Annotated in this window: 9 protein-coding genes and 1 pseudogene; 6 read left to right on the top strand and 4 right to left on the bottom strand. The window is 61.4% G+C overall.

All coding sequences use genetic code 11. The features are described from left to right. Positions 1-19: 19 nt before the first annotated feature. Positions 20-2,824, bottom strand: a complete 2,805-nt coding sequence (locus P0D84_RS40850; protein ID WP_408347888.1) for a TonB-dependent receptor — start codon at positions 2,822-2,824, stop codon at positions 20-22. Between the two features lie 473 nt (positions 2,825-3,297). Between P0D84_RS40850 and P0D84_RS40845 the strand changes: the two are divergent. Next, positions 3,298-3,654: pseudogene (locus P0D84_RS40845) on the top strand (DDE-type integrase/transposase/recombinase); the annotation flags it as partial. Positions 3,655-4,477: 823 nt separating this feature from the next. After that, positions 4,478-5,704 (top strand): ISL3 family transposase, encoded by a 1,227-nt coding sequence (locus tag P0D84_RS40840; protein WP_408347885.1) that lies wholly within the window; start codon positions 4,478-4,480, stop codon positions 5,702-5,704. A 575-nt stretch (positions 5,705-6,279) separates the two neighbouring features. Here the strand turns inward: P0D84_RS40840 and P0D84_RS40835 are convergent. From P0D84_RS40835 to P0D84_RS40825, 3 genes are all read right to left on the bottom strand, one after another. After that, a complete protein-coding gene (locus tag P0D84_RS40835) occupies positions 6,280-6,408 on the bottom strand; it encodes a hypothetical protein (RefSeq protein WP_408347883.1) in 129 nt (42 codons plus the stop codon). A 317-nt stretch (positions 6,409-6,725) separates the two neighbouring features. Further along, positions 6,726-8,081: a sensor histidine kinase gene (locus P0D84_RS40830; protein WP_408347880.1), complete on the bottom strand. Its 1,356-nt coding sequence runs from the start codon at positions 8,079-8,081 to the stop codon at positions 6,726-6,728. Then, the gene (locus P0D84_RS40825) at positions 8,068-8,751 is read right to left on the bottom strand and encodes a response regulator transcription factor (protein WP_408347877.1); all 684 of its coding nucleotides are present in this window, start codon (positions 8,749-8,751) and stop codon (positions 8,068-8,070) included. The genes P0D84_RS40830 and P0D84_RS40825 overlap by 14 nt, the downstream gene beginning before the upstream one ends. A gap of 161 nt (positions 8,752-8,912) precedes the next feature. Here P0D84_RS40825 and P0D84_RS40820 point away from each other — a divergent pair, with 161 nt between their 5' ends. The 4 genes from P0D84_RS40820 to P0D84_RS40805 all read left to right on the top strand — a co-directional run bounded on the left by P0D84_RS40820 (position 8,913) and on the right by P0D84_RS40805 (position 15,536). Next, on the top strand, positions 8,913-9,590 hold the full coding sequence (locus tag P0D84_RS40820; RefSeq protein ID WP_408347874.1) for a response regulator transcription factor: 678 nt from the start codon (positions 8,913-8,915) through the stop codon (positions 9,588-9,590). A gap of 146 nt (positions 9,591-9,736) precedes the next feature. Then, positions 9,737-11,218 carry an efflux transporter outer membrane subunit gene (locus P0D84_RS40815; protein ID WP_408347871.1) on the top strand — a complete coding sequence of 494 codons (1,482 nt, stop codon included), beginning with the start codon at positions 9,737-9,739 and terminating at the stop codon, positions 11,216-11,218. Next, on the top strand, positions 11,215-12,426 hold the full coding sequence (locus tag P0D84_RS40810) for an efflux RND transporter periplasmic adaptor subunit (RefSeq protein WP_408347868.1): 1,212 nt from the start codon (positions 11,215-11,217) through the stop codon (positions 12,424-12,426). Before P0D84_RS40815 ends, P0D84_RS40810 begins: the two co-directional genes overlap by 4 nt. Continuing rightward, positions 12,423-15,536, top strand: coding sequence for an efflux RND transporter permease subunit (locus P0D84_RS40805; RefSeq protein WP_408347865.1), 3,114 nt, complete (start codon positions 12,423-12,425; stop codon positions 15,534-15,536). The genes P0D84_RS40810 and P0D84_RS40805 overlap by 4 nt, the downstream gene beginning before the upstream one ends. Positions 15,537-15,770: the final 234 nt, after the last annotated feature.

Here is a 15,770-nt window from a genome sequence, read left to right as displayed (position 1 = left end):
TGATCCTGTTTTTGCGGGGTTATTCGTTGATCGTCAAACCAACCATCACGGTCGGGCCGTAGAACTCGCGCTGGATCGGACGATCCGGCGAGCCCTCGTAGAACTTCAGCGGCGTGTTCAGGATGTTGCGAACGTCGAGATAGATGCCCACATCCTTTCTGATCTGATAACTGCCGCCGAAGTCGAGCGAGAAGCGCGACGCCGTGTAGACGTCGGTTGCAGCAGAACTGCCCACTGCCCACAGGCTCTTGCCCACATAGGAGGCCGACAGGCGCATGTCCAACGGGCCACGCTCGTAGAACACGCTGGCGTTATACGAATTGCGCGGACCGGATGGCAGCGTGTGGTCGTCGCCCGGGCGAATGTCCAGGTGCGAATTGGTCCAGGTCCAGTTCGCGCCTGCGCCCAGGCCGCTCAGGAACCCCGGCAACTGCGTAAAGTGCTGCTCATAGTTGGCGGTGACACCGCGCACACGTGCCGACGAGACATTGGCAAAGCTTACGAGCCTGATGGGGCCCGAATACCCCGGGAGATAAGGCGAGCTGAAGACGGTGGATGACTGGCCCACGACGTAGTCGGTCATCGACTTGTCAAACGCGCCGAGCGAAATGATCCCGCCATGCGGCAAATACTTCTCGAACTGAATATCGAAGTTCTGTGAAGTGGTCGGTTTCAGGTTCGGGTTGCCGGTGGTCACAGTTCCCGTTCCCGGATCGGCCATGACCGACGCACTGCTCGGGGCAAAGCCCGGACGCGCGATCGTGCTCGAATAGATCGCGCGACCCACCAGCGTCGGCGTGAAATCGTAGCGCAACTGCAGGGACGGAAACAGGTTGAAGTAGTTGTTCGACGTCTGGTTTGGCGTAACGGAGCTACCGTTGATCAGATTGCCGCTGAACGCATCCTGCGTCCATTCGCCGCGCAGACCCGCCAGCACACCCAGGCGGCCCCAGCCGAACTGATACTGGCCATACGCGCTGTAGATGTTCTCGTTGATAGCCGAGAAAGCGGCGGCGTCCTTCAACGGGTAAGCCGTGAGGTTACCGTTGGCCGCGGCGGCGCCATAAAGGCCGCTCATCACGCCATCGCTTATGGACGGCCCGACGTTGTACATGCCGTTGTAGAAAACGTTCGGTGCGCCGAACACCGCCTGCGACAGCGGGATTCCCGCGGCCGGCGAGTACGTGTAGTTGCTCTGCGCGCTGGCGAAGGTCATGCGGCGCAGGCCGGCACCGAACTTGAACTGTTCGTCCTCGGCACTCGTGAAGTGAGTCGGCAGCGTGTAGTTGACGTTGGCCGACCACTCATTGGTCTTGACGTACTGCGACGAGTTGACAATCTGGCCCAGCGTGTAGCCGGCGGGATCAGCCGGGTTCGGACCGGACACGATCGATTGCGTCGCGTAGTCGGAGCCGGGGTAATACGTCACCGTGGCCGGGGCGCCGTTGTTGAACGTCGAATTCAGGTCGTACGGTTTGTCGTAAGTGCCACTGGTGAAGCCGGCGCGATAATCGATCTTGCCGGGGCCGATGTTGTTTTCACCGCCCAGCGCAAAGAGTTGCGTTCGCAGCGTCTCCTTCTCGTCGCGCAATCCCTTCGCATAGGTCGCCGTATCCGTGAGCGTGCCGTTCGCATTCTGGACCGGATTGCCGTTGAAGTTGGTCTGGATGTCCTGCCGGTTCACGTTCTCCGTATAGCCGAAGTTGTAGTAGCGGAAGTACCACTTGTTGTCGGCGTTAGGCTGAAAGTCCAGTTCGCCGCCGTAGCCAAGGCGCTTGCGATGATAGTTGTAGTAGCGCGGGTCGGTTTGCGCGTAGGCCTTGTTCGGTACGCCAGTCGCATCGACATAGGCGTTTTCTTCGTCGTCGACGCCGCGGTGGTCCTGGTCGTAGGCAAAGGTACCGATGAAGGTGAACGGCGCGTCGGAATATGACGTGATGCCAGACCCGAGACCGGCAATGCCGTGCGCGCCAAAGCGCGCACCCGCCGTCATCCCGACATCCTGAATTGTGCTACCGCGCAGCGTCTCGACACCTGAACCGAGCTTGGCATCCAGGAACGGCTTGCCGGAAGGAGGCAAGGTGCGAGGCGAAATGTCGATCGTGCCGCCGAGCGCATCCGCATCCTGTTCGGGCTTGTTGGTGTCAGTCACAACGATCTGCCCGATCATACCGGCCGGAATCGTATCGAGCGCGACAGCACGCCCCCCGTTCTGGGCGGAAGCCGGGTTGGTCGGCGGCAAATGGATGCCGCCGAAGGTCGTGCTGTTCAGGTTGGTATCGAGACCTCGAATGTTGACGTATCGGCCTTGACCCGAATCCGTTTCAAGCGACACGCCAGGCGCGCGAGCGACGGCTTCCGCAGCACTGACGTCGGGCATCTTGCGGATGTCGTCAGCAGTCAGGATGTTCACCATGTTCGCCGCGCTCTGCTGGGTCGCCCGCGCGACAACGTTCGCGGTGCGCTGCGACGTGACGGTCACGCGGTCGAGCGAGGGAACGGCTGCGTCCACGGTGAGGTCGTCGCTTGTCGTGTCGTTCTCGCGCACCACCACAGTGCGTTCGACGGCGGCAGAGCGAGTCGGCGTGATGACCAGTGTGTATTGCCCTGCCGCAAGACTGGTAAAACTAAAAGCGCCATCAGACGAGGTGGTGGTGCTCGTACCCGTCTCGCGAATCTGAATCCGGGCGCCGGCGAGCGGACGCTTGTTCGCGCTCGACAGCACGTGACCCTGCAACGTCGCCGTATCTGCCGCATACGCGCCGCTCATTGTCGCGCCGCTCACCAGCCCCACCAACAACCCTGTCATATGCCTGATCGGCATGTTTATTCTCCGTCAATCGTTGCAAACATCCTGACCCGGATACACATGTACCTGGTGTCAGGTATGCAGAAATTCAGGCAGCCTCCACGAAGCTGCGCGACTTAGTAAATCAGATAGGATTACTAATGATATGACGCTCTTTATCGCGCAGAATCCCATCGACGTTACCCGGATCGATGTCATGCGTCGCACGTCCCACGTCCCTCGTGCATCGCCTTCGATGCGGAAGACGTTTTACGGAACTACTGTGACGCCAAAGTGTCAATTTTGACAACTTAGCGACAGTTCATCGTCCTTCGAAGATCAAATATTACTAAATCTCACTGACAATTCGTCAATAATAATAAATTAAATCAATGAGTTAGATGCAAGTGTGCGTGGCGCGCCCTGAAACATAAATAGAAGTTCATTTTTATATCGTCATGTGACGACATCGGGCGGACGACGTCAGGCTTCATAACATGCATGGAGGCATGCGCTCGAACCCCGTGCCGCGCAAGATCGTCACCGATCAGTTGCGCAGCTATCCGGCGGCAAAAGCCGAGATCCCGGAACTTGCGAACATGAAGCACGTGTTCGTCAAAGCTGCAGCCCGACTGAACAACCGCGCAGAGAACAGCCACCAACCGACGCGCGAACGCGAGCGTCGCATGCGCGGCTTTCGCGACCCGAAACGCACACAGAAATTTCTCTCGTGCTTCGGGCCGATCCGGCAACATTTCGCGCTCAAGCGACATCTGCTGCGCGCTTCACTCTTTCGCAAACAACTCCCAGCACGGTTCGTCGCGTGGCGCGAAATCACCGAAGTTACCCGAAATCCGTCCTGGGCTTTCTGGCGGATGCTCTTTTCTGCCGCCTTTCCGCCTCAACCTCGACAAGTTGGCAAAGCCGTGTCAACTGCCACGCACCTGGTCCTGCTGGCTCGGGCAATCGATGGTCCACAAGTTACCGGGCCCGGTTTTATAGGTGCGGTCATATTTTTACCAATTCGCGCTCTCTTAAGGTTGCCATAAGGACGGGTGCGAGACGATCTGATGGTTTTTGATTGCGCTAACGGCCCGCGACGAGAGCGAACGTGCTCGTCGCCGTTCGCATGAATTCCCTGTGTGTTCGCGGAGCGTGCATCGATCGGTGCTTCCCACCGCATTCCAGTTGCAACCCGGATCATGCTTCGACGCGCAGAACCGCGATAACTAATAGTTCATTGGCACTACTGCTATTGCAAATAGCTAATAGCTAATAGCTAATAGCGGCGTACCAGCATGACCGGCCTCCCATTCGGCTATCAGGCAGTGAGCGACGCGTCTTCTATCGACGCGCAAAAATATTTCAATTCATTACGCGGACACAATTGCGGCATACGATTGTCAGGTGACCGTGGTGTTCACCTTGGCTGCATCTGATTGAGGTGAAGTCATTTCGTTCGGCGGCCACAGTCGCCTGCCCATCGAGACAAAAATTTCCATTCAATTAGGATGCCAATATGAAGATGAAGATTTTTCGCCTCTTTTGAATTCTCAGTGGGTGGTTTGGCGGGTCAAGGGCGGGCATAAGCCCGGCGCAGCGAACCCTTGAGGCGCATTGATTCGATAAGCTCAGTCATGGCTGGTTGCGGCAGAATGCTGCAACCAGCCATGCAAGACGAATCGAACAATGACGAACCAACTGTTTGAAGCCGCCCTGGGAATCAAGGCCCCGTGGTACGTACAAAGCGTCGACTTTGATACCGGCAAACGCCAACTCACGATTGCCGTGGACTTCGTCGCGGGCAGCCGGTTTGCCTATGCTGGCGTAGCCGGCGAGCACCCCGTGCACGGCACGCAAATCAAGCGTCTGCGCCATTTGAATTTCTTTCAGCACGAGTGCTATCTGGAAGTACGTGCGCCGCGTGTGCGCTTGCCGGACGGCTCGGTACGGTTGGTGGAACCTGATTGGGTCGGCCAACTCAGCGGCTTCACGTTGCTGTTCGAGGCGCTCGTGCTGATGCTCGCTCAGCAGATGCCGTTTGCTGCCGTGGCGCGCATCGTCAACCTGTCGTGGCACCGGCTTCACGCCATCTGCTCGCGCTATGTGGAACTGGCGCTCGCGTCGGCGGACCTGTCGGAGGTGACGACGGTGGCGATTGACGAAACCTCGTACCGGCGCGGTCATGAGTATCTGACATTGGTGGCCGACATGCAGGCGCGGCGCGTCGTGTTCGTGACGACCGGCAAGGATGCCAGCACAATTGAAGGCTTCGCGGCCTATCTTGTCCAACACGGTGGCAAGCCCGAACAAGTTGACTCGGTCAGCATTGACATGTCACCGGCCTTCATCAAGGGCGTAAATGAGCATCTCCCCGATGCGCGGCTGACCTTCGACAAGTTTCACGTCGTCGCTCACGCGTCCAGGGCGCTCGATACCGTGCGTCTACAGCAACAGAAGGTCGACCCGGAACTCAAAGGTATGCGCTGGACGCTGCTCAAAGACTCGAACAAACTCAACCTGGCGCAATTGACCGACCTCGAGGCGCTCGTCAGTCAGTACACCACGAAGCGCACCGCCCGCGCATGGCTATATCGCGAGCAACTGCGCGAGATTCTCGAGCGCAAGCAAATCAATGTCGTCTCCGACATGCTGCAGCAGTGGTGCACCAACGTTATGCGTTCGAAGGTCGAACCGATGAAGGACGTGGTGCGATTGGTTCGCCGACACTTTGACGGCATCGTCGCCTGGACCCAGACCCGCCAGACCAACGGCTTCATCGAAGCCATCAACGGACTGTTTCAGGCCGCCAAGCGCAAGGCACGCGGATACGCTCGCTTCGAAACCATGCGAACGGTCCTGTTTCTCATCGCAGGCAAACTCGACTTCTCCGCCTTCAACTCGCATACCCGCTGAAGGCCGTCACCCACTCCGTTTTCAAAAGAGCCAAAGATTTCTGCCAGTCCGATTGCAAACTACGGTGAACGCGATCTGGTTCGCTTCGCATTGGACGCCGGGTTCACGGCTGTTCATATGGAGTTCCACATAGATGTACGCCCCGCGGCGATCGCTTCGTGGGATGTGCTGCTTGGCAGCTCGCCTCACCCTTGGGCGCCGCGGCTCGGCGACATTCTTGCGGAACAGTTCACAGCGGACGAACGACTATTCTTCGAACAGATCTTCCGCCCGCAAGTTGAGGGTCGCCGATTGGTTACCGCCGACCGCACTGCTTACCTTACCGCAACAAAGCCCGGTCGCTGACGGGCCGCCGGCGGGGGAGCCTTATGGGACTAAGGTTTGGAAGGCGTTGTGGCGGTCGGCTGCGCGCCTCGCGCCAGAGCAAGTGACGTCAGTCCAGTGAGAAAACTCCGGTTCCGCGGGTGCGAGAAAGCGGGCAACGCGGGTGCGGCACCTCACCGGCCCGCAGTCACGCGCACTGCTCATGCTCTTTTCGAAAGAGTGCGATTCCTGGTTCGCGCGAAGGCCAACGCTCAGTGATGTCCGAGCACGACGCGCACCAGGCGATCGAACCGCGAAAAATACCATATCGCAATGCCGGCCAGCACAGGATACATGCAGCACAGGCGCGCGAGCGCCCAAACGTCAGCGGAAGTTCCCATCACTCCTCCGTTGCTTCACGGCGGATGCCTGCTGGTACGAAGTTCGAAACGGCGCGACCGGCCACTGCTTTGCAGGGATGGCTGGGCGGACCGGAGATGCCGCCCAGCGCGCGCAGTCTCCACATACAGCCGCAATGCTTGCGAGTTATCTTACACGTGGAATCATTGTCGCACCCTTATGGCAATGTGCGGTTATTTCAACGCAACTCAAGACGCGTTCCCCGTGCGCTTACCTTTCAAACGCTGCGCCGTTCGAAACGGCGCTTGCTCGTCAGAGCAGGCGACAAAGGCCGTGTGCGTCGACCATAAATATGGCGTTATTCAGCGGGTTTACAGAACAGGACTTCACATCCGGGCATCGCGTCCTTGAAACAGATCGACATGCCGTGCATGCCGGCCACTGCCAGCACAAGGCTCAGGCCGAGCCCGCTGCCGGGCGTGTGACGGCTCGCCTCACCGCGATAAAAGCGGCGCAGCACGGCTTGCTGTTCGGCGGGCGCAATCCCCGGCCCGTCGTCCGAAACGGTGACGCCCGCACCGGTCTTGTCGCGGAACACGGTGATCCGCACATGGCCGCCATGCGGTGCGAATTTGATGGCGTTTTGCACCAGATTCGCCAGCGCCTCGAACAGCAGGTTCGGATCACCCTGGATGTCGAGCGGCCCCGATACCGTTCGCTGCAGTTCGAAAGCGATCTGCTTGTCCTCGGCAGTCGGATCGTAGAACTCGAACACATCATTGGCAACGGCAGCCAGATCGACCGTTGTGAATCCCGCGCGTCGCACGCCGCTTTCGATTTCCGAAATGCGCAGCAGCGCGTTGAAGGTGCGCAGCAACCCACTGGTTTCGACGATGGTTTCATCGATTGCCGCGCGATACTCCGCTTCAGTTTTGGCGCGGCGCTGCGCACGTTCGAGTCCGCCGAGCATCCGTGTGAGCGGCGTGCGAAGATCGTGCGCAATCGCGTCGCACACGCCCTTGACCTCGTGCATCAGCCGCTCGATCTCGTCGAGCATGCCATTTACGACGCCGACCAGGCGATCGACGTCGTCGCGTTTCGAATGCATGGGCAGACGCCTGCTAAGATTGCCGGCGACGATTTCCTCGATCGAGGCGGTCACCGCGTCGAGCCGCCGCATTGCCGAAATACCGATCAGGCTCGCCCCGACCAGGCCGATCACGAGCGTGATCATGGCGGTGGAAAGCAGTGCGTGCAACAGCTCTTCGTCGAAGTGGTCGAGCTCGCGGGTGTTCTGGCATTGCAACGCAATGCGGCTCTCCGGCACGCGCGCGGCGATGCATCGGCCGGGCGGGTGGCCGGGCAGCTTCGCGAGCCGCATGGAAAACGGTTTGTCGAAGACCGGAATAGCCGGTTGATCGCCCGCGTAGCCGCCGGCAAGATGTTTGCCGGTAGCGTCGAACAGCCCGAACGGACGCTGACGGCGCGGATCGAACTGATTTTGATGTTCGAATCGCGCGACCAGTTCGTCCCGCTCTTCGCGTTGCAACTGTGCGTGCTCGCGAATCAGCCAGTCGTCGATGCGCTCCTGTTCGAAGCCGGTGATCTCGCGATACAGATAGCCGAACAGAAGTATCGCGATGACGCCGAACAGCATCAGGAACAGCGTGGCGAGGCGAAAACCAGTGGTGCGGTGCAGTTCAGTCAGGCGCATGGAGCATGTACCCCGAACCGCGCACGGTATCGATCATCGGAGCCGTCCCGTCCGGGTCCAACTTCCTTCTCAGGCGGCTGATGTGCACGTCGATCACATTGGTTCGCTCGTCCAGCCGGTAATCCCATACCGCTTCGAACAGCATCGTGCGGCTCACCACCTGGCCCTCATGCTGCATCAGGTATTCGAGCAACCGGTATTCGCGTGGCAAGAGCGGCACCGAACGGCCGGCGCAGCTCACTTCACGCTTGAGCGGGTCGAGACGCAACGGGCCGACCTGGTATTCCTGCACACCGGGCGCGGCTTCGCGCCGTCGCATCAGCGCGTCGAGCCGCGCGGTCAGTTCGATGAATTCGAACGGCTTCGTCAGATAATCGTCGCCGCCGGCGCGCAAACCGCGTACGCGCTCGTCGACCGCGGACAGGGCGCTCAGAATCAGCACCGGCGTGAGCACGCCGGCGCTGCGCAACGCGGCCAGCATGCCGAGCCCTTCGAGGCCGCCTGGCAACATGCGGTCGAGCACGATGGCGTCGTAACTGTTGGCGACCGCGAGCATCAAACCGTCGCGGCCCGTGCTCGCGACCTGCACCTTGCAGCCGTGATCGGTGAGCGCTTCAACGATCTCCGCGAGGGTTTGCCCGTCGTCTTCGACGACCAATACGTTCGACATGCGTTTTTCCAGAAGTGAGCGGGCGGCGAGCTCACTGCGAGCCTGCCATATACACTACGCTCGTACCTACGATGCACCAAAGTATGCCGCGCGAAACTGCCCAGGCGTTTCGCGCCAACATTAAAAAATTTTAATGTAAGCCCTTATCAACCTTTTAGCGCATGCGAATCCTGCTGGTCGAAGACGATACGCGCGCCAGCCAGTTCCTGGCGCGCGGTTTGAGGGAAAGCGGTCTGATTGTCGACACCGTGGCCGACGGCGCGACCGGGCTTGCCTACGCGCGCGAGGGCATTTACGACGTGATTGTGACCGACCGGCTCCTGCCGGCGCTCGACGGCCTCGCTCTCGTGCAGCAATTGCGCGCCGGCCGGGATACCACACCGGTCCTGATGCTGTCCGCGGTCGGCGGCCTGAACGAGCGCGTGGAGGGCATCCGCGCCGGTTGCGACGACTATCTTGTGAAGCCGTATGCCTTCGTCGAAGTGCTGGCGAGAATCGAGGCGCTCGCGCGGCGCGCGGATCGCAGCCGGATGAGCGAGCGGATCGAATGCGCGGATCTGGTGCTCGATACCCGGGCGCGAACCGCGACGCGCGGCGGCCGCGATCTGCGCCTGCAGCATCGCGAGTTTCTGTTGCTCGAATGCCTGGCGCGCCGCGAAGGCCAGGTCGTGACGCGCAGCATGCTGCTCGAGGCGGCGTGGAACTACGATTTCGAACCGCGCGGCAATATCATCGATATGCACGTGCATCGGCTGCGCGCGAAGGTGGATCGCGATTTTCCCGTAGCGCTGATTCATACGGTGGTGGGTGCCGGTTATGTGCTGAACCCGGCACCTTAGGCACCTTTGGGCGACGTTGACGCCTCGCGCAGGCCGCTCCGTCCGCATGTTGCTCTACATTAAATTTTTTTAATTATCGGGCGAGAGCGCCGACAGGACCCGCTGACTAATCTGGCGACATTCCCATGTTGCCGGAGCGTTCTCCAATGTCAGGGCTGCCCCATTCGGCGCCGTTCTCGCGCGTCGCCAGTCCTCGTGCGCCTCATCTGACGCTCCGCGCTGCCGTATGCGGCACAGTCTGCGCGCTGGGTGTCGTGGCTCTGGCCGGGTGCTCGCTCGTGCCGGCCTATCAGCGGCCCAGTGCGCCGCTCGCGCAGCACTTTGACGGCTCGACGAGTGCGCCGCTCGCCGATACCGTTCCGGTCAAAAGCGGCTGGTGGCGCGAATATCACGACCCCGCGCTCGATGCGCTGATCGATCGCAGTCTGCGCAACAACTTCACGCTGGCTTCGGCGATTGCGAGCGTCGAACAGGCGCGCGGCAACGCCGAGAAAGCCGGCGCACCGCAGTATCCATCGCTGTCGCTCGGCGCCACCTTCGACCGCAGCCACCAGGGGCGTGGCTCGACCACCAAGACCCAGAGCCTGTTTGCCGAAGCCAGTTACGAGGTCGACTTCTGGGGCTTCAACGCCGCCAACGCCAGCGCGGCGGACCTGCTCGCGCGCGCGTCTGAGTTCGATCGCGATACGGTGGCGTTGACGCTGACCGCATCGGTGGCGGACACGTACTTCCAGGTGCAGAGCCTGCGCCGCCGTCTGGCAATCGCACGGTCCATCTCCGACGACGCCGCGCATATTCTGCAATTGTTGCTCGCGCAACAGGACGCAGGCGTCGCGACCGAGCTGCAGGTGCAGCAGCAACGCAATGCGCTCGCCACCTTCCAGGCCGCGGTGCCGGCGTTGCAACAGCAACTGGACACCAGCATTCATGCGCTTGCCGTGCTGGTGGGCACCGCGCCCGAGCAGTTCACAGTGAGTGATGCGGCGCTCGCCGACATCGCCATTCCGCAACCGCGTCCGGATCTGCCGGCCAGCCTGCTGGAAACGCGTCCCGATATCCGCTCGAAGGAAGCGCAGTTGCAGTCGGCTAATGAGAGCGTCGGCGCGGCGCGCGCGGCCTTCCTGCCGAACATCGTGCTGACAGCCGACGGCGGACTCAGCAGCAAGTCCCTTTCGCATTTCCTGTCGAGTCCGTTTGCGAGCCTCGCCACCTCGCTGGCCGCGCCGCTGTTCGACGGCGGCGCACTGCATGGCCAGTTGCACGCAAGCCAGGCCGCCGAAGCGAAGGGCGTTGCTGATTATCAGCAAGCCGTGGTCGCAGCGCTGCAGGATGTCGAGGACTCGCTGTCGGCGGCGCAACAGCAGCAGCTCGCCGAAACCGCCGACCAGAACGCCACCGACGCCGCCCGTAAAGCCGCCACGCTCGCGCAAGCGCAGTACAAGCTCGGCACCATCGACTTCCTGACCGTACTCGACGCCCAACGCACGCTTTATCAGGCCGAAGACACGCTGGTGCAGGTGCGGCTCGCGCGTCTGCAAGCGTCGGTGAGCCTGTTTCGCGCGTTCGGCGGCGGCTTCGGCGTCACCGATAGCAGTGCCGCTTCCTCTTCCATGCCTTCCCGCTCATGAAATCTACCGACCTTCGGAACCACGAGGTGCCTCGCGCGCGCCGCCGTGCGCCTTTAGTCCTGGCGCTCGTCGTCCTTGTCGTCATTCTCGTGGCGTGGTTCTGGCCAAGGCATCCGGCCGTCAAGGCGGCGGCTGCTGTGCCGGTCAACGCCGGTCATCCGGTGAACCGCGACTTTCCGATTCGCGTCGCGGCCGTGGGCACGGTCCTCGCCCTCAATACCGTGGACGTCAAAGTGCGCGTCGACGGTCAATTGCAGCGCGTGGCATTCACTGAAGGCCAGGAAGTGAAAGCCGGACAGTTGCTCGCACAGCTGGATCAGGGACCGCTTGCTGCTCAATTGCATCAAGCGGAAGCAGCGCAGCGCAAGGACCAGGCATCGCTCGATAACGCGCGGCTCGATCTCGCGCGCTACTCGAAGCTGGTGGGCATCGGCGCGGCGACGACCCAGGCCGTGGATACCGCGAAGTCGCAAGTGGAAGCACTCGCCGCAACAGTCGCCGCGGACGCCGCGCTGGTGCAAAGCGACCGGCTGCAACTCAGCTTCACCACGCTGAGTGCGCCGTTCACCGGGCGCGTCGGCGCGCGCGAGGCTGATATCGGCGCAATCGTGCATCCCACCGACACGACCGGTATCGTCACCGTCACACAGATGGAGCCGATCACCGTGCTGTTCTCCGTGCCGCAAGATGTGCTGCCCGACCTGCTCGCGAATCAAGCGAAGGCGCCGCTGGCCGTGAACGCGACCACGCGTTCCGGCAGTATGGCGCTCGCCGACGGCACGCTGGTGTTCATCGACAGCACGGTCGACCCGACCACCGGCCAGATCAAACTCAAGGCCTCGTTTACCAACAAGGACCGCAAGCTCTGGCCGGGCGAACTGGTGAATGCCCGCGTGCTGGTGCGTACCGATGCGCAGCGGCTCGCGGTGCCTAGCCGCGCGGTGGTGAACACGCAGAACGGCACGCAGCTATATGTGATCAACGCGAACGGCACGGCGCAGATGCGTCCGGTGCAAACCGGCGTGACGGTCGACGGAATGACGGAGATACGCAGTGGCATCGCGCTCGGGGATCGGGTCGTGTTCGATGGACAAAGCCGCTTGAATCCAGGCGTGCGCGTGGCGGCGACCACGGTGCCGACGGTGGCCCAGGCACCGGCCAACGCAAACCCGGCGGGCAGCCAGGCGAACCAGGACAATCCGTCATGAGCCTGATGGAACTGTTCATCAAGCGCCGCATTGCGACCAGTTTTCTTGCCATCGCGGTGCTGCTGGCCGGCGCGGTGGCGTATTTTCTGCTGCCGGTCGCGCCCTTGCCACAAGTCGACTTTCCGACTATCCAGATCGTGGCGAAATTGCCGGGCGCGAGCGCGGAGACCATGGCGACTTCGGTGGCGACGCCACTCGAGCGGCAACTCTCGTTGATTGCGGGCATCACGCAGATGACGTCGTCGAGCTCGCTGGGAACCACCAACATCGCCGTGCAGTTCGATCTGTCACGCGATATCAACGGCGCGGCGCAGGACGTGCAGACAGCAATCAACGCGGCCGGCGGTACCCTGCCGAAGAACCTGCCGAACCCGCCGACCTACGAAAAGGTCAACCCGGCCGACTTCACCTTGCTGTCACTGGCGCTGACGTCGCCATCGCTCACGCTTACGCAACTCGACAGCTACGCCGAGGACTATCTGGCGCAGCAGATTTCGCAGATGCCAGGCGTGGGCCTCGTCGATTTCCACGGCCAGCAGCGGCCTGCCGTGCGTATTCAGCTCGATCCCGACAAGCTTACCGCCCGCGGCCTCACGCTCGAAGACGTGCGCTCGATCGTCGGCTTGCAGACCGTGAACGCGCCGAAGGGCAGCCTGAACGGCCCGGATCGCTCGGTGATTTTCAATGCGACCGATCAGATCACGACCGCCGCGCAGTATCGCGATCTCGTGGTCGCGTACAAAAATGGCGCACCGATTCGCGTATCGGATCTCGGCACCGTTCTTAACGCCGCTGAGGACAACCAGCAGGCTGCATGGCTTCAGCACGAGCGCGCGATCATCCTCGATATTCACAAGCAGCCGGGCTACAACGTCGTGCAGACGATCGCCAACATCAAGGCGAAGCTGCCCGCGCTCGAAGCGTCGCTGCCCGCGGCCGCGCATCTGCATGTGGTGGGCGATCGCACGCAGACCATCAATGCGTCGGTGCATGACGTGCAATTCACGCTGATGCTGACAATCGCGCTCGTCGTGATGGTCATCTTCTCGTTTCTGCGCAACGTGTGGGCGACGATCATTCCGAGCCTGACGATTCCTTTGTCGCTGGTCGCGACGTTCGGCGTGATGTATCTGCTCGGCTATAGCCTCGACAATCTCTCGCTGATGGGGCTGACCATCGCGGTGGGTTTCGTGGTGGACGATGCGATCGTCGTGATCGAAAACGTGATGCGGCATATCGAGGAAGGCGTGCCGCGCATGAAAGCCGCGCTGCTCGGCGCGATGGAAGTGCGTTTCACTATTATCTCGATGACGATCTCGCTGATCGCCGTGTTCATTCCGATCCTGCTGATGGGCGGCATTGTCGGACGCCTGTTCCGCGAATTCGCGGTGACGGTGAGCGCGGCGATCCTGATGTCGGCGCTGGTCTCGCTGACCGTCACGCCGATGCTATGCGGCTGGTTGATCCGCTTGCCTGAGCCGGATGAAGCAGGGCGCATGCGCAAGCTCGAAGCATGGCTCGAAAAAGGCTTTGTCGCGGTGGAGCGGCGTTACGAGCGGGGTCTCGATTGGGTGTTGAATCGGCCGAAGCTGATGCTTGGCGTGACGATCGCGACGATCGTCGCGACGGGCGCGCTGTTTGTCGAGATCCCGAAGGGCTTCTTCCCGCAGGAAGACTCCGGTTTGATCATGGGTGTCGCGCAGGCCGCGCCGGACATTTCCCCGCGCGCGATGTCTTTGAAAATGCAGCAGCTGGGCAATATCATCGAAGCCGATCCCGCCGTCGATAACATCTACTACTGGATGGGTGCGAATCCGACCGTGAGCCAGGGCCACGTGATGATCAACCTGAAGGCGTTCGGGCAACGCAAAGACAGCGCCGCGCAGGTGCTCAATCGACTGAAGCCGCAGGTGGCGAAGGTGATGGGCCTTTCACTGTCGATGCAGGTCCGCCAGGATATTCAGGTGGGTGGCCGCATCAGCGCCGCGCAGTATCAGTACACGCTGCAAGACCCGGATATCAACGAACTGAATCATTGGGCAGGCGTGCTGACCGACAAGCTGTCGAAGCTGCCGCAACTCGCCGACGTCACCTCCGACCAGCAGGCTGCCGCTACCAGCGCGACGCTCGTGATCGACCGCAGTACCGCCTCGCGCTTCGGCATTACCGCGCAAGCGATTGACGACACGCTCTACGACGCGTTCGGCCAACGGCAGATCGCGACGCTCTTCACACAGCTGAATCAGTATCACGTCGTCGAGGAAGTCGATCCGAACTTCCAGTTGACCACCGACGCGCTCGCGCACCTCTACGTGCGTTCGCCGCTGACGAATGAACTGGTGCCGCTCAACACGCTCGCGAAGATCGAAAACAACGTGTCGCCGATTTCGGTGAATCACCAGGGGTTGTTCCCGGCTGTGACGATCTCGTTCAATCTGGCGCCGGGGCAATCGCTCGGCAATGCCGTGACGGCGATTCACCAGGCCGAAGTCGCGGCAGGCAAACCCGACAGCTTGACGGGGTCGTTCCAGGGTACGGCGCAGGCGTTCCAGGCGTCGCTTTCCAGCGAACCGTATCTGATCGCAGCGGCGCTCGTCGTGGTGTATCTGATTCTCGGCATTCTCTATGAGAGCGCAATTCATCCGCTCACGATCATCTCTACGCTGCCGTCGGCAGGCGTAGGTGCGCTCCTCGCGTTGATGCTATGCGGCCAGGACCTATCGATCATGGGGATGATCGGCATCATCCTGCTGATCGGTATCGTCAAGAAAAACGCCATCATGATGATCGATTTCGCGCTCGTGGCGGAGCGCGAGCAAGGCTTATCGCCGCGCGAAGCAATCCGTCAGGCGTGTGTACTGCGCTTCCGGCCGATCATGATGACGACACTCGCCGCGCTGTTCGGCGCGCTGCCGCTCGCGCTTGGGTCTGGCGCGGGCGCGGAATTGCGTGTCCCGCTCGGCATCGCGATTGTCGGCGGCCTGATCCTTTCGCAGATGCTGACGCTCTTCACGACGCCGGTCGTACACCTGTGGTTCGACCGTCTTTCACATTGGCTGGCGAAACGGCGCGCGAAAGGCAGTATGCTCGAGCGTGAATCGGTAGGTTGAGCCCCAACGGCAGCGCAGTTGCCGGCGCTCGACTGCCGGCGCGATCACCCTGCTCAGCGTTTCATGTCGGCTCGCATTCCAATTCTGTGGGATCGCCGCCGATCCGGCGTGGCGGTCTCTGCCTTCAGGCTGAACGTCCTGAGTGCGTTAGTGCACTTTGGCTGCGACCTCCTTGGCGAGCAGACGTTGCGCCTGCTGATCGCCTTTGCCTGCTTCCTGCGCGGTTTGAACCGA

Origin of the sequence: Paraburkholderia sp. RL17-337-BIB-A, assembly GCF_046025895.1 — a bacterium.
Taxonomy (GTDB): Bacteria; Pseudomonadota; Gammaproteobacteria; order Burkholderiales; family Burkholderiaceae; genus Paraburkholderia; species Paraburkholderia fungorum_C.
Note: the sequence above shows the minus strand (reverse complement) of the source record. Positions and strands in the feature narration are given on the sequence as shown.